The organism is Pseudoxanthomonas sacheonensis (assembly GCF_010093305.1).
GTDB classification, from domain to species: domain Bacteria; phylum Pseudomonadota; class Gammaproteobacteria; order Xanthomonadales; family Xanthomonadaceae; genus Pseudoxanthomonas_A; species Pseudoxanthomonas_A sacheonensis.
Genome location: NZ_PDWS01000005.1, coordinates 90,706 through 113,766 on the forward strand (window position 1 = coordinate 90,706; position 23,061 = coordinate 113,766).

Consider the following 23,061-nt stretch of genomic DNA (forward strand, 5'->3'; position numbering starts at 1 on the left):
AGCGGGTGGTCAGAACGCCAGCGTCCCACCCGCAATCGGTTCCTTGAAGTGCTGGTTCTTACGCGAACGCAGCGACGCCAGTTCCGCGGTTACACCGGCATCGTGCGTAGTGCGCGTTCGGCGCGCCGACGTTCGATGCGCTTCCAGACTTTTTCGTGGAAGTGGAACACCACCGTATTACAGGCCGGTTCGACCAGCGCCAGTGCGCCGCCTACCAGCAGGCTGCCCGTGAACAGCCACCCCAGCAGGAAGGCGACGGTGAAGTGCAGCGAGGCAAAGCTGAGGGTCTTGGTCATGGTTGGCTCCAAATGAGAATCAATCTCATTATGGGGATGCCCATGACAAAGTCCAGCACATGGTTTCTTGGCATTCCATAGATCATGTCTATGGAAAGACAGCCGGCTCGCGAAAAGAGGAAGCCCCGGCGGCGGGCCGGGGCTTCTTTGGAAGGTCTGCGGCGGAGCATCGACGAGGAAGTTGAGCGCAGACCGTGCAAGGACTGACCGGCCCTCATGGAGAAAGTTCCGGCTTTTCCAGCTGAACAGGCGAATTGCCTGAAATCGTTTTACGCAAGTGTCGGCATTGCTCTTTCGTCGCTTTCGATCGGGTTGGGCAGCCGCAAACACGGCTTTCGGCGGTTGCCGCTGAAATTTAACGCCTGCTATACTTTTGCGGCTCGGCGAGGCGCCTTCAACGGCCTTGTCCCTTCCCACTCACCGGGTTTCGCGTGTGCTGAATTCCGCCGCTGCGGGCCGGCGACTGGCATTGCGGGCGGTGGCCTACCAGATGGCCGCCGTAATGCTGGTGGCGCTGGTTTTCCTTGTACAGGGGTGGTCCGCTTCGCTGGCGGCGCTTCTGGGCGGGGCCAGCGTGGTGTTGGGAAGCGCCCTGGCTGCGAATGTCGCGCTGGGCGGGGGAGTGGTTACGGCGCGGTCCGCGTTCCTGCGGCTGCTGCTGGCAACCGGCCTGAAATGGGCGGTGGTGATACTGATATTTGCGATGGCATCGGGTGTTGGGCGCATGGCGCCGCTCCCGTTGCTGGCAGGGCTCGCGGTCGCTTTGATCGCGCACCCACTGGTTTTGAACTTTAGTGTCAGGGTAGATCGTGATCGCTGAATCGGCGTCCGGTGGCGGCTCCACCGAATACATCCAGCACCATCTGAAGCATCTCCAGTGGCACGTCGGAGAAGGCAAGTTCATGGCCATCAACATCGACAGCGTGATCATCACGCTGGTGTTGTCGGCCCTGTTCCTGTTCTTCTTCCTGCGCACCGCACGCAAGGCCACGGCTGGCGTGCCGGGCAAGTTCCAGACGGGTGTGGAGATGGTGGTCGGCTTCGTCGACGGTCTGGTCCGCGAGACCTTCCACGGCCGCAGCAAGATGATCGCGCCGCTGGCGCTGACCATCTTCTGCCTGGTGTTCCTGATGAACTTCATGGACATGCTGCCGGTGGACTGGCTGCCGGGCGCTTGGGTCAAGGGCAACGAACTGGCCGGCCACGACCCCCACCACGCCTACCTGCGCGTGGTTCCGACCGCCGACCTCAACACCACCCTCGGCCTGTCGCTGATGGTGTTCCTGCTGATCCAGGTCTTCGGCATCAGCCACAAGGGCATCGGCAAGTTCACCGCCGAAGCCTTCACCGCGCCGTTCCATGCGGAAGGTGCGGTGATGAAGGTCCTGCTGGCCCCCGCCAACCTGCTGCTGCGCGTGATCGAAGAGCTGGTGCGTCCGCTTTCGCTGACCTTGCGACTGTTCGGCAACATGTACGCCGGCGAGCTGATCTTCATCCTGATCGCGCTGATGACCTGGAATTCGCTGTTCTCCAGCGGCATGACCTACGTGATGGCGCCGCTGCAGTTCATCTCGGGCTTCGTGTGGACGGCCTTCCACATCCTGGTCATCACCCTGCAGGCCTTCATCTTCATGATGCTGACCGTCGTGTACCTGAGCATGGCGGCAGAGAGCCACTGATTTCGCTTCACCCTTTCGCTTCATTCCTTTTTCAAACCTGACTAGTAGTACGGAGAACACCATGGAAAATGTCGCCCTCTACGCAGAAATTGCGAAGTTCACGGTCATCGCGGCCGGCCTGCTGATCGGTCTCGGCGCCCTTGGCACCGCCATCGGCTTCGCCATCCTCGGCGGCAAGTTCCTGGAAGGTTCGGCCCGCCAGCCGGAACTGACCCCGATGCTGCAGACCAAGATGTTCATCGTCGCCGGCCTGCTGGACGCGGTGCCGATCATCGGCGTCGCCATCGCCCTGCTGCTGATCTTCGCCAACCCGTTCCTGTCCGCGATCGCGGGCTGATCAGGCAACCGGTCTTGGCTAACGCCGGCGTTCAGCGCCGGCGTCTGGAGTACGCAATGGATATCAACCTCACTTTCATCGTCCAGGGCATCGCGTTCTTCGCGGTGGCGTGGATGGTGATGAAGTTCGGCTGGCCGCACATCATCGCGGCCATCGAAGAGCGTCAGCAGAAGATCGCCGAAGGGCTGGCCGCGGCCGACCGCAGCCAGAAGGACCTTGCGCAGGCGCAGGAAAAGGCCAACGAGGCGTTGAAAGAAGCGCGCGCCAAGGCCAATGAAATCATCGATCAGGCGCATCACCGCGCCAACCAGATCGTCGAAGCCGCCAAGAACGACGCGATCGCCGAGGCCAACCGCCAGAAGGCGCTGGGCCTGGCCGAGATCGACGCCGCCAGCACCCGCGCCAAGGAAGACCTGCGCAAGCAGGTATCGGTCCTGGCCGTGAGCGGTGCCGAGAAGCTGCTGAAGCGCGAAATCGACGCCAACGCCCACAAGGCGCTGCTCGACGAGCTGGCCGCAGAGATCTGATGAGAGCCGCTGACCGATGAGCCAAGCCCTCACCCTTGCCCGTCCCTACGCCCGCGCCGCCTTTTCGATGGCGCAGGACGAAAACGCGCTCGCCAAGTGGTCCGACGCGCTCGGTTTCGCCGCGCAAGTGGCCGCCGATCCGCGTGCCGCCATGCTCCTGCTCAACCCGCAGCTGACCCATGCCGAAGCGGTGTCGCTGCTTTCGGTCGACGGCGCGGGCGAGTCGTTCTCGCGCTTCCTGGCCTTGCTGGCGGAAAACCGCCGGCTGGCGCAGCTGCCGGAAATCTCCGGCCTGTACGAGGAACTGAAGGCCGAAGCCGAACGCGTGGTCAAGGCCACCGTGACTTCCGCCGCGGAACTGCCGGCAGGCGAGCTGGACGTGCTCAAGGCCGCGTTGAAGAAGCGCTTCGGCCGCGAAGTCGAACTCAGCACCGCTATCGACGCGTCGCTGATCGGCGGCGCGGTGATCGATGCGGGCGATGTGGTGATCGACGGCTCGCTGAAAGGCAAGCTCTTGCGGCTGCAGGCCGCGTTGGCGAATTAAGCGGGGAATAGGGAATCGAGAATAGGGAATAGAAAAGCAGCGCCGCATCGCTTTTACGATTCTCCATTCCCTATTCCCCATTCCCAAAAAACAATCGAATCCGTATCCCGCACGCTGCGGGGACGATCAAGGAAACAACAATGGCAACCACGCTCAACCCCTCCGAAATCAGCGAACTGATCAAGACCCGGATCGAGAAGGTCAAGCTGGCCGCCGAAGCCCGCAACGAAGGCACCGTGACCAGCGTGTCCGACGGCATCGTGCGCATCTTCGGCCTGGCCGACGTGATGCAGGGCGAAATGATCGAACTGCCCAACGACACCTTCGCACTGGCCCTGAACCTGGAGCGCGACTCGGTCGGCGCCGTGGTGCTGGGCGATTACGAAAACCTGCGCGAAGGCGACGTGGCCAAGACCACCGGCCGCATCCTGGAAGTGCCGGTCGGTCCCGAATTGCTGGGCCGCGTGGTCAACGCGCTGGGCGAGCCGATCGACGGCAAGGGCCCGATCGACGCCAAGATGACCGCTCCGGTGGAGCGCGTGGCCCCGGGCGTGATCTGGCGCAAGTCGGTATCGCAGCCGGTGCAGACCGGTTACAAGACCGTCGACGCCATGATCCCGATCGGCCGCGGCCAGCGCGAGCTGGTCATCGGCGACCGCCAGACCGGCAAGACCGCGCTGGCCATCGACGCCATCATCAACCAGAAGGGCACCGGCATTAAGTGCGTGTACGTGGCGATCGGCCAGAAGGCCTCGTCCGTCGCCAACGTGGTGCGCAAGCTGGAAGAGAACGGCGCCCTGGCCCACACCGTGGTCGTGGCCGCCACCGCGTCCGAATCGGCCGCCATGCAGTACATCAGCGCCTATTCCGGCTGCACCATGGGCGAATACTTCATGGATCGCGGCGAAGACGCCCTGATCGTGTACGACGATCTGTCCAAGCAGGCCGTGGCCTACCGCCAGATCTCGCTGCTGCTGAAGCGCCCGCCGGGCCGCGAAGCCTACCCGGGCGACGTGTTCTACCTGCACAGCCGCCTGCTGGAACGCGCCGCGCGCGTGTCCGAGGACTACGTGGAGAAGTTCACCAACGGCGCGGTGAAGGGCAAGACCGGTTCGCTGACCGCGCTGCCGGTGATCGAAACCCAGGCCGGCGACGTGTCCGCGTTCGTGCCGACCAACGTGATCTCCATCACCGACGGCCAGATCTTCCTGGAAACCGACCTGTTCAACGCCGGTATCCGTCCCGCCGTGAACGCCGGTATCTCGGTGTCGCGCGTCGGCGGCGCCGCCCAGACCAAGATCATCAAGAAGCTGTCCGGCGGCATCCGCATCTCGCTGGCCCAGTACCGCGAGCTGGCTGCGTTCGCGCAGTTCGCCTCGGACCTGGACGAAGCCACCCGCAAGCAGCTCGAGCGCGGCCAGCGCGTCACCGAGCTGATGAAGCAGAAGCAGTACCAGCCGATGTCCATCGCCAACCAGGCGCTGTCGATCTACGCGGTCAACGAGGGCTATCTGGACGACGTGGCGGTGAACAAGCTGCTGGCGTTCGAGGAAGGCCTGCACGCGCACTTCGCCAACACCCAAGGCGCGCTGATCGAGAAGATCAACGCCAGCGGCGACTGGAACGACGAGATCGAAACGGCGTTCAAGAACGGCATCACCGAGTTCAAGACCACCGGTAGCTGGTAATAAGAGCCGGGAATAGAGAATAGGGAAAAGGGAATCGTAGAGGCGGGAGCGCGTTTCCCCATTCTCCATTCCCGATTCCCCATTCCCACGCAGCGAGCATAGCGAGCAAGAGATGGCAAGCGGCAGAGAAATCAAAACCAAGATCAAGAGCGTGCAGAACACCCGCAAGGTGACGCGCGCGCTGGAAATGGTCTCGGCCTCTAAGATCCGCAAGGCGCAGGACCGCATGAAGGCCTCGCGTCCGTACGCGCGCGCCATGAAGCAGGTCATCGGCCACCTGGCCCAGGCCAACTCCGAATACCAGCATCCGTTCCTGGTCGAGCGCGCGGAGATCAAGCGCGTCGGCTACATCATCGTCTCCTCGGACCGCGGCCTCGCCGGCGGCCTCAACAACAACCTGTTCCGCAAGGTGCTGGGCGAAGTGCGCCAGTGGCAGGACAAGGGCGCCGAAGTCGATGTGGTCACCATCGGCCAGAAGGCCTCGGCCTTCTTCCGCCGCATCAAGGTCAACATGCTGGCCAGCGTCACCCACCTGGGCGACAAGCCGCAGCTGGAACAGCTGGTGGGCGTGGTCAAGGTCATGCTGGATGCGTACGAGTCGGGCAAGGTCGACCGCGTGTACCTGGTCTACAACGATTTCGTGAACACCATGACCCAGCGCGCCGCGTTCGACCAGCTGCTGCCGCTGCCGGCCGCCGATACCCAGATCGCCCACCACGACTGGGACTACATCTACGAACCCGACGCCGCCACCGTGCTCGAACACGTGCTGAAGCGCTACGTGGAGTCGCTGGTGTACCAGGCCGTGCTGGAAAACGTGGCGTCCGAACACGCCGCGCGCATGGTGGCCATGAAGTCGGCCAGCGACAATGCGACCAAGCTGATCGGCGACCTGCAACTGGTCTACAACAAGGCCCGCCAGGCGGCGATTACGCAAGAGATTTCGGAAATCGTCGGCGGCGCTGCAGCGGTGTAGCCGGGATTAGGGGTTTGGGATTGGAGATTCGTAACAGCCGCGATCCGCGCTTCCACGAATCCCGAATCTCCAATCCCGAATCTCAACCAATCCATTCGCCGGTGTAAATCGGCAACGAAATAGATAACCGGAGTAACCAACATGAGTCAGGGCAAGATCGTTCAGATCATCGGCGCCGTCGTCGACGTCGAATTCGCGCGCACCGAGGTGCCGAAGATTTACGACGCATTGAAGGTGGACAACACCGCCATCACGCTGGAAGTGCAGCAGCAGCTGGGCGACGGCATCGTGCGCACCATCGCGCTGGGTTCCACCGACGGACTGAAGCGCAACCTGATCGCCACCAACACCGGCAAGGCCGTGTCGGTGCCGGTCGGCGCGGGCACGCTGGGCCGCATCATGAACGTGCTGGGCGAACCGATCGACGAAGCCGGTCCGGTCGAAGCGACCGAGCATTGGGAAATCCACCGGCCCGCGCCCGCTTACGCGGAACAGTCCTCGGGCAACGATCTGCTGGAAACCGGCATCAAGGTGATCGACCTGATGTGCCCGTTCGCCAAGGGCGGCAAGGTCGGCCTGTTCGGCGGCGCCGGCGTCGGCAAGACCGTGAACATGCTGGAGCTGATCAACAACATCGCCACCGAGCACGCGGGTCTGTCCGTGTTCGCAGGCGTGGGCGAGCGCACCCGCGAAGGCAACGACTTCTACCATGAAATGGCCGAAGCCGGCGTCATCAAGCTGGAGAACATGAAAGAGTCGAAGGTCGCGATGGTGTACGGCCAGATGAACGAGCCGCCGGGCAACCGCCTGCGCGTGGCCCTGACCGGCCTGACCATGGCCGAATACTTCCGCGACGAAAAAGACGCCGACGGCAAGGGCCGCGACGTGCTGTTCTTCGTCGACAACATCTACCGCTACACCCTGGCCGGTACCGAAGTGTCCGCGCTGCTCGGCCGCATGCCGTCGGCGGTGGGCTACCAGCCGACCCTTGCCGAGGAAATGGGCGTGCTGCAGGAACGCATCACCTCGACCAAGACCGGTTCCATCACCTCGATCCAGGCCGTGTACGTGCCCGCGGACGACCTGACCGACCCGTCGCCGGCCACCACCTTCGCCCACTTGGACGCCACCGTGGTGCTGTCGCGCAACATCGCTGCGCTGGGTATCTACCCGGCCGTCGATCCGCTGGATTCCACCTCGCGCCAGCTGGACCCGAACGTGATCGGCCACGAGCACTACGATACCGCCCGCCGCGTCCAGGCCACCTTGCAGAAGTACAAGGAACTGAAGGACATCATCGCCATCCTGGGCATGGACGAGCTGTCGGAAGAAGACAAGCAGGCCGTGTCGCGCGCGCGCAAGATCGAACGCTTCTTCAGCCAGCCGTTCCACGTGGCCGAAGTGTTCACCGGCTCGCCGGGCAAGTACGTGTCGCTGAAAGACACCATCCGCGGCTTCAAGGCCATCGTCGACGGCGAATACGACCACCTGCCGGAGCAGGCGTTCTACATGGTCGGCGGCATCGAGGAAGCGGTCGAGAAGGCCAAGAAGCTGGCCGAAAAAGCATAAGCAACATAGGGCGGGCCCCGGCCCGCCATCGCGATAATCCGTGGTGGGCTTGAGCCCACCCTATGCAGTCAAAGGTTGATCATGGCATCTACCATCCGTTGCGACATCGTCAGCGCCGAGCAGGAAATCTTCCATGGCGAAGCGACGCTGGTCGTGGCCACCGGCGAGCAGGGCGAGCTGGGCATCGCGCCCCGCCATGCGCCGCTGATCACGCGCCTTAAGCCGGGCAAGGTCGTGGTGACGCTGCCCAGCGGCGAACACCTGGACTTCGCCATCGGCGGCGGCATCCTGGAAGTCCAGCCGCAGGTGGTCACCGTGCTGGCCGACACCGCGATCCGCGCGCAGGACATCGACGAAGCCGCCGTGCGCGCGGCCATGGAAGAAGCCGAGCGCGTGCTGGCCAACCGTGGCGAAGCGATGGACGTGGCCGAGGCGCAGCAGAAGCTGGTCGAAGCCACCGTGCAGCTGCAGGCGCTGGAGCGCTTGCGCAAGAACCTCAAGCACTGAGGTTTCAACTCGCGCTACGCGGTATCGAAACGCCGGCCCGACGCCGGCGTTTTTTTTACCCGCCGCAACGCCAAGCGATCTTGTAGGGCGGGCACTGCCCGCCGCTCCCGGTGCAAAAGCTGGCGGGCAGTGCCCGCCCTACGCTCAATGCTTGTAGACCCAATGGCGCGATAGCAGGAAACCGATCACGCCCAGCGCAAGTTCGACCGCAGGCTTGGCCATCCAGGCCCAGCGCAGGCCGAACCAATCGTCGATGTTGCCGATGGCCCAGGTGCTCACGAAAGTGGTCATCAGCCACATGGCCAGGAAGCGCAGCAGCGGCTTGCGTCCCAGATGGTGCTCGTCGCCGGTGAAGGTGATGCGTCCGTTCAACCAGAAACCCAGCAGCGCGCCGCTGATGCGGCCGATCACGTTGGCGGGTTCCACCAGCATGCCCGCATGGCTCAGCCCGACCATCACGCCCCAGTCCAGCAGCCACTGCAACACGCCGATCAGCAGGTAGTAGCGGCCCTGACGCAGGACGCTCATGGTCGCTGGCCCTTGGTTGCGATGCTCCACCACTGCGCCGGACCCTGTTCGCCGCGCATGACCGCACCGGCCCGTTGCAGGCCTGCGCGCTGGGCAGGATTGAGCGTGTCCTTGCGCAGCAGCACTTCGCCGATGCGCTCGCGTTCGAACAACGACTGCCAGGCGGCACCGGTCGCGTCGCGGTCGGCCAACGCGGCCGCGGCCGCAAGCGAGGGGTCGTAGCGCGAGATCGTGCGCGCCCGCACGCCCGTTTCGGCCGCGTGTGGCACTTCCGCATCCAGCGCCAGCACGTTACCCGTGCCGGGCGATGCAAGGCGCATGCGGGCCAGCAGAATTCGTTCCGGCGCGTAATGGCGGAACGAGGCCGCATCATCGCCCAGCGCCAATACGGTTTCCTTTATTGCGCCCGTCCGCAGCATCCAATGGCCATTGGCCTGGAACACCAGGTTGAGCACGCACAAGCCCGCCAGCATCCAACCGGCGCGCCTCGGATCCACGCGCGCGGCGGTCACCGCAAGCAACGGCAGCAGAGCGACGCAGGCGGGGAATACATAGCGCAGGTATTGCATCGGAATGAGGGGAACGATCAGGCTCAGCGCCAGCGCCGCAGCGATGGCCGAAGTGCGCCGCTGGACCAGCGCCAGAATCCAGGCGCCGGCCAGCACCATCAGGACGAATCCGCCACCGCCGGCGAAGGCTTCCAGGTAACGACCGGTATCGAAAGTAAGATGCCAGGGCAGCCACGCATCGAATCCGGCGTGCCAGCGCGTGTCGTCGAAATCGGCCATGGCGAAGTAGGGCGAACGGAACCAGGCATTGAACAGCGGCAGGAAAGGGTTCCCGGTCAGCACCGCAGCATAGACATAGCTGCTGGTCCCGACCGCCAACGACAGGGCGCCGGCGAGCAGCGCTGCACTTGGCCGCAGCGCGGCGCGATGGCGCCACAGCGCCCAAGGCAACAGCACGATCGCCATTGCCGCAGCAGCCAGTTTCAAGCCGAGCAGCCCGCCCAGCAGCACCGCGCCCGCATACAACCCCCGGGAACCTTGCATCGGCGCGCGTGCGATCAGCGCCACCAGCCACACCAGCAGTGCGGCCGTGGGTGTCTCGGTCTGCATGCTGCCGGCCAGCACCGCGGTCAGCGGCAGACTGGCATACAGCGCCACCGATGCCCAGCGCGCCCGCGCATCGCCGCCCAGCTCGGCAGCCAACCGCCACACGCCCGCTGCGGTGAGCAGGATCCACAGCGCATTCACCGGGCCGCGCGCTTCGGCGCCGCCGATGACCTGCGGAAACGCCTGCACTACGTCGCCCAGCCAAGGCGCCAACGCCCAGATGTGGGTTTCGGCATCCATCGCGTAGCGGCCGTCCTGCAGCAGTTCCCACGGCAGGCGCAGGTGGTAGCCCAGATCGTCCACCTGCAGAGTCGGCAACCAGCAGCCGGTGCTGGCCAGGCCCAACGCCAGCACCGCCAGGGCGGCCGCACGCGGATGTGCGGCCACCGCATCGCGCCATAGGCTTCGTGCATTGCGCAGCGACGGGCCGATGCGGTTGCGGGCCAGGGCCGCCAGCACGATGGCCAGGCCCAGGTAGCTCCAGACGTAGTGCACCGGCAACGGCAGCAGCCATGCCAGCGACCCGCCCAGCAGAACCAGTCCGGCGACGAGCTGCAAAGGCAGCGGTTCCTGTCCCAGCAACAAGCCGCCCAGCGCCAGAGCCGACACAGCCAGCACCAGCGTCGCCGCGACCGGCAGGGGATCAGCGAACAACACCAACGCCAGGCTCCAAGGCAGCGCCAGCGCCGCGGCCCACGACCAGCGCGCGAACCGGCGCAGCGGCCATGCCAGCAATGCCGACAGCGCGGCCAGCACCAGCAGTTCGCCGAAACGGCCCGAATGCCAGTGTTCCCACAACCGGTACTGGAAAAAGCCGAGCGCGCACAGCGGCACGCCGGCCCACAGCAACGCCAGCTGCCAACGGGGCGTAACGGGAGCAAGGGGTGGTTTCGAGGGCGTAGAAGGGGAAGAGGGAATCGAAATCATCGCGCGCATGCTAACAGCGCGCCGATTTAGAATGGGTCACGACACCGAATCGCTGGAGCGCACATGGCCGGACCCCTGCACGTCATCATCCTCGCCGCCGGCGAAGGCAAGCGCATGCGTTCGGCCAAGCCGAAAGTGCTGCAGCCCATCGCCGGGCAACCGATGCTGGCCCAGGTCATCGCCGCCGCGCGCGCGTTGAATCCGGCAGGCATCCACGTGGTCCACGGCCATGGCGGCGACCAGGTGCAGGCCGCCTTCGCCGATCAATCCGATCTGCTATGGGCGCAGCAGGCGCAGCAGTTGGGCACCGGCCACGCGGTGGAACAGGCCATGCCCAAGGTGCCCGATGCGGCCACCGTGCTGGTGCTGTACGGCGATGTGCCGCTGATCCGCAGCGAAACCCTGCAGCGTTTGCTGGAAGCGCCGGGAAGGCTGGCCGTACTCGTCGCCGAAGTCGCCGACCCCACTGGCTACGGCCGCATCGTGCGTGATGCTGAAGGCCGCGTCGCCGCCATCGTCGAACAGAAGGACGCCGACGAGGAACAACGCCGCATCCGCGTCATCAACACCGGCATCATCGCCGCCGAATCCACCGCGTTGAAACGCTGGCTGGCGCATCTGTCCAACGACAACGCGCAGGGCGAGTACTACCTGACCGACGTGTTCGCCGCCGCCGCCGCCGAGTTCAGCGCCGCCGAGATGGTGCTGGTGGGCGAGGCCATCGAAGCCGAAGGCGCCAACGATCCCTGGCAGCTCGCCCAGCTCGAGCGCGCCTTCCAACTACGCCAGGCGCGCGCGATCTGCGCGCAGGGCGCACGCCTGCTGGATCCGGCGCGCTTCGACCAGCGCGGCACGGTAACGGTGGGCCGCGACGTGGAGATCGACGTGGACGTGGTACTGGAAGGCAATGTGGAATTGGGCGACGGCGTCAGCATCGGTCCGTTCACGCGCTTGAAGGACGTCAAGCTGGGCGCTGGCACCTTGGTGCGCGCGCATTGCGATCTCGACGGTGTAGTGGCCGAAGGCGCGGCGCAGATCGGCCCGTACTCGCGCCTGCGCCCGGGCACGGTGCTGGCCGATGGCGTGCACGTGGGCAACTTCGTGGAAACCAAGAAAGCCACGCTGGGCGTCGGCAGCAAGGCCAACCACTTGACCTATCTGGGCGATGCGGTGATCGGCAGCGGCGTCAACATCGGCGCCGGCACCATCACCTGCAACTACGACGGGGTGAACAAGTTCACCACGACCATCGAGGACGGCGCCTTCATCGGTTCCAACTCCGCGCTGGTGGCGCCGGTCACCATCGGCGCCAACGCCACCATCGGCGCCGGCTCGGTGATCGGCAAGGACGCACCGGCAGACAAACTGACCCTCACGCGTGCACGGCAGCAGACGCTTGAGGGTTGGCAGCGGCCGAAGAAGCGGTAGGACTAATGGAGCTCGCCGAACGACCCGTTGCAGATGTTGCATTGGGCGACCGCATCGTCAAGGTCAATCACGCGGGCGAGCACGGTGCGGTCAGTATCTATACGGGCCAGATCCTGATGGCTCGGGTCACCGCGTCGGACATGGTTGGCGAACTCATCGAATTCCGTTCGCACGAGCGCCGTCATCGCTCCTTGTTCGAGGCAGAGCTGCGACGGCGTGGGCGCGCCCGTTGCCGTAGCTACTGGCTGTGCGCATGCGGCGGTCTTGCGTTGGGCCTGATCACCGGGCTGTTGGGGAAAAACGCCATTGCGGCGACTACGGCAGCCGTTGAGAGCGTCGTGCTTCGACATCTGACACAGCAACTCGCCATGTTGCGGGAGCAGGACCCGGAAGCCGTTATCGCGATCTCCGCCATCATCGAGGAAGAACAACAACATCACGACCAATCGGTAAGCCATGGAGCGGATGGGTTTTGGCGCCGCGTGTTGACGCCGGTGGTTTCCGCATCGACCGAGTCTGTGATCTGGTTGGGAATGCGGCTGTAGCCATGAACCGAACCACTCTTGCAGCACTAACCACTTTCCCGCAGCATCTCGAGGAATTCTTCGGCGTGATCCCTGCTGATTTCAGGAACTGGAAGCCCGACTCATGGGAAGGCATTCCCAGCGAACCCTTCAGCGCCATCGAGCAGATCTGCCATGTACGCGATATCGAGGTGGATGGCTATCACGAACGTTTCCGGCGCGCGTTGCAGGAAGCCAATCCCACGCTGGAGAACGTGGATGGCGAGACGCTGGCGGTGGAACGCGCTTATGCGGCTGCCGAACCGGCCGAAGTCTTCGCCGCGTTCCGCATCGCCCGCGCGAAGACGCTTGAAACCATTTCGAGGCTGACGGCCGAACAGTTCGATCGAACCGCGGTATTCGATGGTGCGCCGATCACCGTGCGTGGACTGGTGCACATGCTGTGCAGCCACGACCAGCAGCATCTGGCCGGATTGCAGTGGCTGATGGCCCGGATCGATGCCTCGCGGTCCCGCTGAATCCGTGCGATGAACGTGATTCGCCAAAAGCAGCCGGGCAAGCTCGGCTCTACAAGGCGGGAGCCGGTTGGTGGGCTGTTATTGCGCGCTGGAACCGAAGCCGACGTAGAAGTGTTGCTGGAAGTCGAACGCCGTGCCGCCGAGCTATTGCTGGGCCATGGCGCATACGACCTCTTCGCCATGCACAGTCTGTCGCCGCAGAACCTCCAGGACGGTATCGCACACGGAATTTTGCATGTGGCTGAACTGGAGGGACAGGCGGTAGGCTTCGCGTTGTGCGGCGAAATAGACGGTCATGCGCATTTGTTCGAAATGGACGTCATGCCGGAACACGGCCGTCGCGGCATCGGCGGCGCGCTACTTGAGTCAGTCTGCACGGAGGCCTCCGTACGCGGGTTTCCCGCGATGACGCTGACTACGCTGCGCGATGTGCCGTGGAATGCGCCGTTCTATGCCGCGCGCGGTTTCGTTGAAATGCACCCGTCGCAATGGGGGCCCCGGCTGGTGGAGATCGTCGCGAGGGAACGGATGCTCGGATTTCCCATGCCGCTGCGGGTGGTGATGCAGCGCAGAGTGGGCGTCGGCGCGGACTGATTCAGAGTAGCCCGACGAGCCACCAAATGCCCCCTTTGAAAAAGGGGGCGGGCGCCCGCAAGGCGGGTGACGGGGGATTTGCTCTTGGCGCGAAGAGAAAATCCTCCGCAAATCGCTATACGCGCTTTGCTGCCCCCTTTTTCAAAGGGGGCACACGGCGGGCCGTCTCGCATGGTTGCGAAAACATCGCTGCTCCTGAGTGGGTGCCGGATGCCATCACCGATTGGCGACAGAGCCAGCCCTGGAACTTGGCCTCCCGCGCTAACCTACATCCGGCAACTGTATCGCCACGCACAACCCACCGCCTTCGCGGTTATGCATCGACAGCCGGCCGCCATGCGCCTCCACGATCTCGCGCGTCAACGCCAGCCCCAATCCGGTGCCGTTGCGCTTGGTCGAATAAAACGGCACCAGCGCGTTCTGCAGCACCGCCTCGTTCATGCCGCTGCCGCGGTCCAGCACCTCGATGCGCAGCCAGTCCGGCAGGCGGGTCAACTTCACGCTGACGGCGGCACCTTCCCCGCCCGCTTCGTGCGCGTTCTTGAGCAGATTCAACAGCGCCTGTTCCATCTGCGCCTGATCGATGCGGCTGCTCATTCCCTCGGTGGGGCTTTCCAGCTCGAATCCGATCTGCCGTTGCAGGCCGGACAGGAAATTCGTCCAGTCCACGGTGTTCAACAACGGCTGCGGAAGCTTGGCGAAACGCGCATACCCGCGAATGAAACCTTCCAGATGCCGCGCACGCTCCTCGATGGTGCCGAAAATCTCCTCCAGCCGCTCATTGCGTCCGCGCCGCACCAGCTCCGCGCCGGAATGGGCCAATGAAGCGACGGGCGCGAGCGAGTTGTTCAACTCGTGGCTGATCACACGGATGACCTTCTTCCAGGTCTGCACTTCCTGGCGGCGCAGTTCATTGGTCAGCAGGCGCAGCAACAACAGTTCGTGCTTGCGGCCGTTGAGGCGGAAGTGGCGGCGCGACAAGTGGTAAACCTGTTCTTCCTCGTCTTCCTCTTCGTTGCCGATAGCGAACAGGCTGTCGCCGCCGCGTTGCATGGCCTCGCGCATTTCCACCGGCGCGGCCGACATCAGATCGTCGAAGCGCTGGCCTTCCAGTTTCCAGCCGCTGTGCAGCAGTTTGCGCGCGGCCAGATTGGCGAACACCACGCGGCGCTCGCCATCGCCGCCGGGCGCTATCAACAGCATCGCCACGGGCGTGTTCTGCACCATCGTGTCCAGCAGCAGTTCGCGCTGCACCAGGCCTTGCCGCTGCTCGCGCAGCACATCGCCCAGCTCCGCGTGCGAACGCACCAGATCGCCCAGATCGTCATTTCCTTGCCAATGGATGCCGAAGTTGTACTCGCCGTCGCGATAGGTGTTGACGCTGCCGGCGAGCGCGCGGAACAGAGAATTCAATGGCGCTACCGCGCGCCGGATCACTACGACCGCCACCGGCACGATCACCAGCGCGGACAGCAACGCTACCAGTTTCGTATCGTCCAGCCATTGCAGCAGCAAAAGCGGCAAGGCGATGGCGGCCGCCAGCAAAGGCAGCAGCCAGAAGAACAGCCGGCCGGCGACCGAGCGGCGGATGGTCAGGCCTGTCATCGCTGCCGGCTCATGGAAGCTTGATGCCGAAACGTTCCATGCGCCGGTACAGCGCCTGGCGGCTGAGACCCAGATCGGCGGCGGCCTGGGCGATCACGCCGCCGGCGCGTGCCAGCGCGGCTTCTATCCCGGCGCGGTCCGGCTCCGTTACCGAGGCCTGTTTCACCATCGCGGCCTTGGGCAGATTGAGGTCCGCCGCTTCGATGCGATCGCCGCTGGCCAGCAGCCCGGCGCGCTGCACGACATTGCGCAGTTCGCGCACGTTGCCGGGCCAGGGATGGCGCAGCAGTGCGTTGCGGGCGCTGTCGCCGATCGGTTTGTCGGCAGGGCGGAAGCTCTCGGCAAGCGGCAGGATGTCGCCCGGGCGTTCGGACAGCGGCGGCAGCGCCAGCTCGATGGCGTTGAGGCGGTAGTAGAGGTCTTCGCGGAAGCTGCCGTCGCGGATCAGGGCGGGCAGGTCCGCATTGGTGGCGCTGATCACCCGCACGGTGACGTGGCGTTCGCGGTTGGAACCCAGGCGCTCGAAGCGGCCGGTCTCCAGCACGCGCAACAGTTTCATCTGGCCGGCCAGCGGCAGGTTGCCGATTTCGTCCAGGAACAGCGTGCCGCCGTCGGCCGCTTCGAATTTCCCTTCGCGGGCCTTGTTGGCGCCGGTGTAGGCGCCGGCATCGGCGCCGAACAGTTCGGCCTCGATCAATTCCGAAGGCAGCGCACCGCAATTGAGGGTCACGAACGCGCCGTTCTTCACCGACGAATTGGCCTGCACGATCTCGGCGATCTTTTCCTTGCCGCTGCCGTTGGGTCCGGTGATCAGCACCGGCAGATCGGAACGGGCGACCTGGCACGCCAGTGCTATCACCCGTTCACTGGCCGGATCGTCGAACACCACGCCGCGCAGATCGTATTTCTGCGCCAATTGCTCCTGGCGGGCCCGTTCGCGGTTGCGGCGCCGGTCCAGCTCGCTGCGCGCCTCGGCCAACTCCAGCAGGTTGTTGACGGTGGCCAGCAGTTTGCGGTCGTCCCATGGCTTGGCCACGTAGTCGGCAGCGCCGGCCTTGACCAGCTCCACCGCGCTGCTCAGATGCGTCCAGGCGGTCAGCAGGATCACCGGCAGGTCCGGATGCCGTGCGCGGATCTGCGCGAACAGCGCCGCGCCTTCGTCGCCCGAGGTGGTGTCTTCGGTGAAGTTCATGTCCTGGATCACCAGGTCCACCGATTCGTTCTGCAGTATCGCCAGTCCCGCCTCCGGCGTCTGCGCGTGCAGGGTGGAGATGTCGTGCAGCGAGAACAGCACTTCCAGCGCGGTGGCGACCGCGGGGTTGTCGTCGATGATCAGCAGGCTGGGCATGCGGGTTTCAGGGTCTCTGGGTCAAAGCGCGCATCGTAACGTCATTGGGCATCGGCCAGCGCATGGTGCCCGTAGCTCAGCACCCGGGTGATCTGCCATTGGCCGTCGCGCAGGCGCCAGACGATGGCGAAATCGGCGGCGCCTTCGCACTTGCCGTTGTCGAGCTGGCAGAAGCGGTGCACGCCCTGGGCGAGGGCGCCGAAATCCTTGATCGGGTAGACCTTCAAGCTGCCGGGGATGAGCTGGCGGGTGAAATGGCCGCAGACGTATTTCTTCGTATTGGCGATCATCGCATCGCGGGTCCAGGTGACGCCGCCGGTGTCGTGGTAGAACTCGATGTCTGGGGAGAAGTAGCCGGCGTGTTCTTCCAGCCGTCCGGGTTCGTTGCAATGGTTGAAGGCATCGAATACGCGCGTGTCCATCGCGGCGATTTCGTTGAACAACGGCGCGGGCGCTTGTCCGTCGGCGGGATAGGTTTCTTCGGCCTGGAGAGGCGCGGTATGCAGCGCAGATGCAAGCAGTGCGAGCGATAGGAGTAGACGTAACTTGATCATGAGGCACTCCCACGAAAGATCAGAAGAATCGGGCTCTAACGACGACAGGCAACTTCGGGAGCGAGCCCTTCTCCCGCTTGCGGGAGAAGGAGGCCGACAGGCCGGATGAGGGAGGGCTTCGAATCAGCTGATTCAGCTGCAGCTTGCTCGGCTTCGGCCTTCCCCCATCCGCCTTCGGCACCCCGTATCAAGTACGGGGCAGGCTCTTCCCCCGCAGGCGAGGGAAGGGCTTGCTCTTCATTGTTTCGATTCAACAACCAACTCTTCTTACGCCAACCCGATCTCTACCGCTTCCTGATCGCCTTGGTCTCGCGCCCATCCATGAACAGCACCACCTGATCCGCCTCGCCCGCGGCGTTGACTCCAAAGCTGACTTTCGCATCCACCGCCTGCACGCGGAACACCGTCTCCGAAATTCCCAGCAAGGGCCATGCGGCCTGGCCCGTTGCCTGCAGCATCAACTGTTCGCCTTCGCGCCACACCTTCAATTCAAAACCGGGCGAGATGACGTAGGTGCCGACGTACGTATCGAGCGTGCCTTCGGACACGAACACACCGCTGTCGGCGGGCGCGTCGGTAGTCTGCGCCGCGACCGGAAAGCAGGCCGAAAAGGCAAGCGCAAGGGACAGTGGAAGGATCGGCATTCTGTTCATGGGCGGCAGTTCCGGGGGAGGAAGCGACTATAAACAGCGGACCATGAACGCGGAAAAATCAAAAACTGCGGGAGGGACTTCGGCCCCCAAGGCCTTGAGTCCTCGAGTGCCGGGGCTGCAGCCCCTCCCGCAATGAACCTGACACCGATCAGACCGGATCACGCACTGCGCGTGGCCACTGCCGGCGGTACCGAAGCCGCTTTGCGCGCCGGGCCGTAGACCGCGATCTGGCCCAACATCCACAACAGCGCGGCGCCGACCGGCAAGTAGATCAGCGGCAGGCGCGGCAGTTCGTACTTGCCCATCAGCAACTGGTTGATGGCATAGGCCAGCAGCATGCCCAGCACGATGCCGATGGTGGCCAGCAGGAAGTTCTCGGTCTGGAAGTAGCGCAGGATCTGCCCGCGCGTGGCGCCCAAGGCGCGACGCACGCCGATCTGCTTGGTGCGCTGCTGCACCCAGAAGCTGGCCAGTCCCACGATGCCCAGCGCGGTCACCACCAGCAGGGCGACGATCACCACGCCCAGCATCCAGGCCATGGCGCGATCCTGGCGGTAGTACTCGTTGCGCATGGTCTCGAAGGTCTTCGCATCGTCTTCGGGAATGATGCGCGTTGGGCCGCTGCTTTCCAGGACCTTCAGCGCCGTCTTCATGATCTCGTCGCGGCGCGAAGGATCGGCCACACGCAGCAGATAGGTGTTGCCGGATTCGTAGGTCAGGTTCACCGGGAAGATGGCCGAATATCCGTTCGCCGCAGGGCCGTCGTTGTCGTTCGGACGCACCAGGGTGTCGACAACGCCGATCACGCGGTGCGGATCGTCGCCCCACGAATAGAAACCCTTGCCGATCGGATCCTGTCCCGGGTACAGCTTGTCCGCCACCGCCTTGGTGATCAGGACGGACGGAATGTTGCCCTCGAAGCCGGGCGCCTGCAGCGTTTCCCATTCCAGCATTTCATCGGGCTGGAATTGCCGCCCGGCGATCAGTTTCAGGCCAAGAGTTTCGAACAGGTCCCGACCGCCCATGTAGGTCGACAGATTGAGATTGGGAATCTTCTGGTCCTTCCCCAGCCTTGCCGAACTGTTCCAGGATGAACCGCCGAACGGCACCTGGAGAGTGGCGGACGCGGATTTCACTCCGGGAATGCCGCGCAAAGCGGCAAGATCGGTTTTGGTAACCGCAGCGGCGTCCTTGTTTTGGGCGATCCCGTTGACGCGGATGCGCACGATTTCGTTCTCGGCGAGCCCGGTAGGGCGTTGCATGCGCTCCAGGCGGTTGCCGATCAGGAACAACGCATTGCAGACGATGGCGCAGCTGAGCGCGATCTCCAGCACGATCAGGGCGGCTGCGGTCTTGTGCCGCAGCAGGGTGGAAAGGATGGGGCGGATGTCCATGGTGGTTCTCCGTTCTATATCGTGATTGCGGCGATCTGATTCGTGGCGATTGGATTCAGTACGGTGCGCTCATTGCGATTTGAGCTGGATTGCCGGCGTGACCTGCATCGCGCGCCAGGCGGGCAACAGCCCCGCCAGCAGGCTGGCGACGATGGCCAGGATCAACGTGGTCAACAGCATCACCGGGTCCAGATGCGCCAGCGAGGCATAGTCGGACGGCTGCTGGCGTACTGCCCAAAGGCCCAGCATCGCCAAGCCAAGGCCCAGTATTCCGCCTGCGATTCCTATCGTTCCCGCTTCCACCAGGCATTGCATGAAGATGGCCCGGCGCGATGCGCCAAGCGCACGGCGCACGCCGATCTCGCTGCCGCGGCGCAGGAACTTTGCCAACAGCAGGCCCACCGTGTTCAACAGGCACACCAGCAGGAAGCCGAACGCCAGCCAGGTCTGCAGGCGCACGTCGCCCGGCACCACCTTGTTCTCGTCCAGCCAGGTCATGACGTCGCTCAGGCGCGTATTGGTGGGCCGTTCGAAACGGCCGGCCTTGCGCTGCTGATCGGAGTAGTTGATCAGGTACTGCCGATAGGCGGCTTCCTTCGCCGCGCTGTCCAGTTGCACCCAATACTGGATCCATGCGCAGGGCGCGTTCAAGCCGTTGGAACCTTCGGGATCGTTGTTAGGGCCATCCCCCCAGCAGCTCATGTCGCCGCTGCTTCCCAGATCCAGCGCGCGCGAAGTGGAGAAGGGGATGTAGACCTGCTCGCCATCGCCGTAGTGGCTCTGGGTGAGATCGAAGAAGCGTGGCGTCGGACGCCACTTTTCGGTCACGCCGATGATGCGGAACTCGGTCTGGTTGAGGCGGATGCTCTTGCCGACGCTATTGCCGCCGAACAACTTGTCGTTGAGGTCCTTGGTGATCACCGCCACCCGCTCGCGCGCCTCGTCCTCCTTCACCCCCCAGCCTTGGCCGTAGGCGAACGGAACGTCGAACATGTCGAAGAAATCGCTCGAGGTATAGCGCGATTCGACCGTGAACGGCGTCATGCCCTGTTTCTCCGGCTCTATCGCCAGCCCGCCCGCAGACATCATCGCCTGGCGGTCGCCGCGCTTGTCGCGCAGCAGGGCTTCGGAATCGAAGCGCGTCATCTGGCTCTGGGGATCTTCGCCTGCGACGTAGCCGTCCATCGTCGCCGGATCCATCCGCACATAGAACAGCTTGCCGCTTTTCTGCGGTATCGGATCGCCGGACAGCACGTAGAACACGGTCAGCGTGGTCATGCTGGCGCCGATGCCCAGCGCGATCGCCAGCACCATCAGCGCGGTCAGCACCTTGTTGCGCTTGAAGCTGCGCAGTGCGAGTTTGAAGTAATAGCCGAACATGTTTCTCTCCCTATGGCGGGCATTGCCCGCCGCGCGCGATATCGGTTGGTCCCAGGCGGGCAATGCTCGCCCTACAACGTTGCTTCGGCGGACTGGGCCACGCGGATCAGGCTGGGCTCCACCGACAGGTCGGTGGCCATGCCGTCGACGATGTGCACGTTGCGCTGCGCGCGCGCGGCCAGTTCCGGGTCGTGGGTCACCATGACGATGGTGGTGCCTTTGGAATTGATGTCTTCCAGCAGTTCCAGCACGCCGCGCGCCATCTGCGAGTCCAGGTTGCCGGTCGGTTCGTCGGCCAGCAGCAGACGCGGTTTGCCGGCCAGCGCGCGGGCGATGGCCACGCGCTGCTGCTGGCCGCCGGAGAGTTCGGCCGGGAAATGCTTCATGCGCGAGCCCAGGCCTACCTGAGCCAGCGCTTCCTCGATGCGTTGCTTGCGTTCGCTGGCGGGCATGCCGCGGTAGCGCAGCGGCACATCGACGTTGTCGAACAGGTTGAGGTCGGGGATCAGGTTGAAGCCCTGGAAGATGAAACCGATCTTCTGGTTGCGCAGGCGGCTGCGCGCATCGTCCGACAGGCCCTTCACGTTCTCGCCATCCAGGGTGAATTCGCCGCCGGTGAAGTTCTCCAGCAAGCCGGCGATGTTGAGGAAAGTGGTCTTGCCCGAACCAGATGGACCGGTGACGGCGACGAATTCGCCCTCTTTCACATGCAGGTCGAGCGAACGCAATGCGTGCGTTTCGACCATGGCGGTGCGGTAGACCTTGGTGACCTGGCGCATGTCGAGCATTGGGGTTTCCTTTGTCGGTGATTGATGTTGGTGGTCTGTTTCGGTGTCAGTGGTCTTGCGGGAAGCACGTAGCCAACACCGCCGCCATGAACCTCCCCCTTTGAAAAAGGGGGATCAAGGGGGATTCGCTCTTGCCCTTGCTGCTGCTTCTGCTCGTGTTTCCGCGCTTCATGAAATCAGGATCAAGAGCAAATCCCCCATAGCCCCCTTTTCCAAAGGGGGCAAAAGCCGTGCTTCCCGGTTCATGGAGACTTTGCATATCAGTGGATGGTCACGCGTTCGGCATCGCCGAACTGGTCGCTGCCGGAGACGACGATCTTTTCGCCTGGCTGCAAGCCGGAGACGATCTCCACCGCGCCCAGGCTGCTGACGCCGGTCTGGATCGGGCGGCGCACGGCGCGGCTGCCGTCGACGACATAGGCGAAGCGGCCGCCGTCCTGTTCCAGGAACGAACCGCGCTCGACCATCAGCACGTTTCGGCGCGTGTCCAGCACGATGCGCGCGGACAGGCGCTGGTTCTGGCGCAGGCCCGGCGGCTGCTTGCCCTCGGCGAAGCGCAAGCGGGCGTTGACCTCGCCGTTGACCACTTCCGGCGACACCGCCGACACCTGCGCGGCGTACTGGATGCCGTTGCTGGTGATCTGCGCCGGCATGCCGATGCCCAGGTCGCGGGCGAAGCTTTCCGGCACTTTGATTTCGACTTCGAACAGGCTCAGGTCCACCACGCTGAGGATCGGCGCGTTGGTGGCCACGTTGGTGCCCTGCGGGATCTGCACCTGGCCGATCTGCCCGTCGAAGGGCGCGCGCACGGTGAGCGCATCGACCTGGCGCTGCAACTCGGTCACCACCGCGCGCTGACGGTCGGCCAACAGGCGCTTGTTGCGCGAGTCCAGGCCGGCGCCTTCGCCCTGCAGTCCGGAATCTTTGCGGGCGGCGGCCAGGCCGATGTCGGCCTTCTTCAGTTCGTCCTGCGCCTTGGCGTATTCGTTCTGCGAAACGGCCCCGCCCTGGTAGGCGCGTTCGTAACGCTCCAGATCGCGCTGGGCGGCGGTGCGTTCGATCTGCGCCTGATCCAGCAACTTGGAAGCAGTGGAACGGGTGATCTGCGCGTCCAGCAGGGCGCGGCTGGCTTCGGCTTCCATGCTGGCCAGGGTGGAACCTTCCTGGGCCAGCTTGCTGCGCAGTTCCGGGCTGTCGATTTCGGCCAGGGCCTGGCCTTTCTTCACAACATCGCCGGCGACCACCTTGAGGGCGACGGTGCCTCCGGCGATGGCGTACAGGGTCGGGCTGTTGGCGGCGATGACCCGGCCATCGGCCGAGATATCCCGCACCAGGTCGCCGCGAGTGACCTCGGCCACACGCACCTTGGAGGCATCGAACGAACGTCCGCCGGACATCCAGCCGCTGATCACCCAGACCGCCAGCGCCAGCACCGCCGCGCCGGCGATGCCGCCGATCAGCCATGGCTTGCGATTGCGCCGGGCCGAAGCCGCCGGCTTGATCGCATGGTCCTGGGCCGAAGTGTCGCGGATGCGGAAGGGGTCGCTGGTTTCCATGGGGCGGTCGGGTGTCCGTAGGCTAG

General features: G+C 64.4%; 24 protein-coding genes. 13 read left to right on the plus strand and 11 right to left on the minus strand.

The window, feature by feature from the left end; all coding sequences use genetic code 11:
- Window positions 1-89: 89 nt before the first annotated feature.
- On the minus strand, window positions 90-296 hold the full coding sequence (locus CSC73_RS06490) for a DUF2061 domain-containing protein (RefSeq protein WP_163839605.1): 207 nt from the start codon (window positions 294-296) through the stop codon (window positions 90-92).
- Between the two features lie 433 nt (window positions 297-729).
- Here CSC73_RS06490 and CSC73_RS06495 point away from each other — a divergent pair, with 433 nt between their 5' ends.
- The 9 genes from CSC73_RS06495 (at window position 730) to CSC73_RS06535 (ending at window position 8,123) form a co-directional block, all read left to right on the plus strand.
- A complete protein-coding gene (locus CSC73_RS06495; RefSeq protein WP_163839607.1) occupies window positions 730-1,116 on the plus strand; it encodes an ATP synthase subunit I in 387 nt (128 codons plus the stop codon).
- Entirely contained in the window at window positions 1,106-1,975 is an 870-nt protein-coding gene (gene atpB, locus CSC73_RS06500; protein ID WP_343042702.1) for a F0F1 ATP synthase subunit A, read from the plus strand. The genes CSC73_RS06495 and atpB overlap by 11 nt, the downstream gene beginning before the upstream one ends.
- A gap of 61 nt (window positions 1,976-2,036) precedes the next feature.
- On the plus strand, window positions 2,037-2,312 hold the full coding sequence (gene atpE / locus CSC73_RS06505) for a F0F1 ATP synthase subunit C (protein ID WP_093285301.1): 276 nt from the start codon (window positions 2,037-2,039) through the stop codon (window positions 2,310-2,312).
- A gap of 56 nt (window positions 2,313-2,368) precedes the next feature.
- Window positions 2,369-2,839 carry a F0F1 ATP synthase subunit B gene (locus CSC73_RS06510; RefSeq protein ID WP_163839608.1) on the plus strand — a complete coding sequence of 157 codons (471 nt, stop codon included), beginning with the start codon at window positions 2,369-2,371 and terminating at the stop codon, window positions 2,837-2,839.
- 16 nt (window positions 2,840-2,855) lie between these two features.
- Entirely contained in the window at window positions 2,856-3,383 is a 528-nt protein-coding gene (locus tag CSC73_RS06515; RefSeq protein ID WP_163839609.1) for a F0F1 ATP synthase subunit delta, read from the plus strand.
- A 140-nt stretch (window positions 3,384-3,523) separates the two neighbouring features.
- The gene (gene atpA / locus CSC73_RS06520; RefSeq protein WP_163839610.1) at window positions 3,524-5,071 is read left to right on the plus strand and encodes a F0F1 ATP synthase subunit alpha; all 1,548 of its coding nucleotides are present in this window, start codon (window positions 3,524-3,526) and stop codon (window positions 5,069-5,071) included.
- A 112-nt stretch (window positions 5,072-5,183) separates the two neighbouring features.
- On the plus strand, window positions 5,184-6,047 hold the full coding sequence (gene atpG, locus CSC73_RS06525) for a F0F1 ATP synthase subunit gamma (protein ID WP_163839611.1): 864 nt from the start codon (window positions 5,184-5,186) through the stop codon (window positions 6,045-6,047).
- A gap of 141 nt (window positions 6,048-6,188) precedes the next feature.
- The gene (gene atpD, locus CSC73_RS06530) at window positions 6,189-7,616 is read left to right on the plus strand and encodes a F0F1 ATP synthase subunit beta (RefSeq protein ID WP_163839612.1); all 1,428 of its coding nucleotides are present in this window, start codon (window positions 6,189-6,191) and stop codon (window positions 7,614-7,616) included.
- A gap of 81 nt (window positions 7,617-7,697) precedes the next feature.
- Window positions 7,698-8,123, plus strand: coding sequence for a F0F1 ATP synthase subunit epsilon (locus CSC73_RS06535; protein WP_163839613.1), 426 nt, complete (start codon window positions 7,698-7,700; stop codon window positions 8,121-8,123).
- A gap of 144 nt (window positions 8,124-8,267) precedes the next feature.
- Here CSC73_RS06535 and CSC73_RS06540 read toward each other — a convergent pair whose 3' ends face one another.
- On the minus strand, window positions 8,268-8,651 hold the full coding sequence (locus tag CSC73_RS06540; RefSeq protein ID WP_163839614.1) for a GtrA family protein: 384 nt from the start codon (window positions 8,649-8,651) through the stop codon (window positions 8,268-8,270).
- The gene (locus tag CSC73_RS06545; RefSeq protein ID WP_163839615.1) at window positions 8,648-10,693 is read right to left on the minus strand and encodes a glycosyltransferase family 39 protein; all 2,046 of its coding nucleotides are present in this window, start codon (window positions 10,691-10,693) and stop codon (window positions 8,648-8,650) included. The genes CSC73_RS06540 and CSC73_RS06545 overlap by 4 nt, the downstream gene beginning before the upstream one ends.
- Window positions 10,694-10,756: 63 nt before the next feature.
- Here CSC73_RS06545 and glmU point away from each other — a divergent pair, with 63 nt between their 5' ends.
- Genes glmU through CSC73_RS06565 form a run of 4 tightly spaced genes read left to right on the plus strand, consistent with a single transcriptional unit; the run spans window position 10,757 to window position 13,757 of the window.
- Complete coding sequence (gene glmU / locus CSC73_RS06550; protein ID WP_163839617.1) at window positions 10,757-12,121, plus strand: bifunctional UDP-N-acetylglucosamine diphosphorylase/glucosamine-1-phosphate N-acetyltransferase GlmU; 1,365 nt, start codon at window positions 10,757-10,759, stop codon at window positions 12,119-12,121.
- Window positions 12,122-12,126: 5 nt separating this feature from the next.
- Window positions 12,127-12,666: a demethoxyubiquinone hydroxylase family protein gene (locus CSC73_RS06555; RefSeq protein ID WP_163839618.1), complete on the plus strand. Its 540-nt coding sequence runs from the start codon at window positions 12,127-12,129 to the stop codon at window positions 12,664-12,666.
- A gap of 2 nt (window positions 12,667-12,668) precedes the next feature.
- Window positions 12,669-13,163 (plus strand): DinB family protein, encoded by a 495-nt coding sequence (locus CSC73_RS06560; protein ID WP_163839619.1) that lies wholly within the window; start codon window positions 12,669-12,671, stop codon window positions 13,161-13,163.
- A 9-nt stretch (window positions 13,164-13,172) separates the two neighbouring features.
- Complete coding sequence (locus CSC73_RS06565) at window positions 13,173-13,757, plus strand: GNAT family N-acetyltransferase (protein WP_163839621.1); 585 nt, start codon at window positions 13,173-13,175, stop codon at window positions 13,755-13,757.
- A gap of 261 nt (window positions 13,758-14,018) precedes the next feature.
- Here CSC73_RS06565 and CSC73_RS06570 read toward each other — a convergent pair whose 3' ends face one another.
- The 8 genes from CSC73_RS06570 to CSC73_RS06605 all read right to left on the minus strand — a co-directional run bounded on the left by CSC73_RS06570 (window position 14,019) and on the right by CSC73_RS06605 (window position 23,035).
- Entirely contained in the window at window positions 14,019-15,362 is a 1,344-nt protein-coding gene (locus CSC73_RS06570; RefSeq protein ID WP_163839623.1) for a sensor histidine kinase, read from the minus strand.
- Window positions 15,363-15,372: 10 nt separating this feature from the next.
- Window positions 15,373-16,710, minus strand: coding sequence for a sigma-54-dependent transcriptional regulator (locus CSC73_RS06575; protein WP_163839624.1), 1,338 nt, complete (start codon window positions 16,708-16,710; stop codon window positions 15,373-15,375).
- Between the two features lie 41 nt (window positions 16,711-16,751).
- The gene (locus CSC73_RS06580; RefSeq protein WP_163839626.1) at window positions 16,752-17,264 is read right to left on the minus strand and encodes a nuclear transport factor 2 family protein; all 513 of its coding nucleotides are present in this window, start codon (window positions 17,262-17,264) and stop codon (window positions 16,752-16,754) included.
- A gap of 284 nt (window positions 17,265-17,548) precedes the next feature.
- Window positions 17,549-17,917, minus strand: a complete 369-nt coding sequence (locus CSC73_RS06585; protein ID WP_163839628.1) for a DUF3471 domain-containing protein — start codon at window positions 17,915-17,917, stop codon at window positions 17,549-17,551.
- Between the two features lie 158 nt (window positions 17,918-18,075).
- The gene (locus CSC73_RS06590; protein ID WP_163839630.1) at window positions 18,076-19,311 is read right to left on the minus strand and encodes an ABC transporter permease; all 1,236 of its coding nucleotides are present in this window, start codon (window positions 19,309-19,311) and stop codon (window positions 18,076-18,078) included.
- Window positions 19,312-19,380: 69 nt separating this feature from the next.
- Complete coding sequence (locus CSC73_RS06595) at window positions 19,381-20,691, minus strand: ABC transporter permease (protein WP_163839631.1); 1,311 nt, start codon at window positions 20,689-20,691, stop codon at window positions 19,381-19,383.
- Window positions 20,692-20,762: 71 nt separating this feature from the next.
- Entirely contained in the window at window positions 20,763-21,479 is a 717-nt protein-coding gene (locus CSC73_RS06600; RefSeq protein ID WP_163839633.1) for an ABC transporter ATP-binding protein, read from the minus strand.
- A gap of 260 nt (window positions 21,480-21,739) precedes the next feature.
- On the minus strand, window positions 21,740-23,035 hold the full coding sequence (locus CSC73_RS06605) for an efflux RND transporter periplasmic adaptor subunit (protein ID WP_163839634.1): 1,296 nt from the start codon (window positions 23,033-23,035) through the stop codon (window positions 21,740-21,742).
- Between the last annotated feature and the right edge of the window lie 26 nt (window positions 23,036-23,061).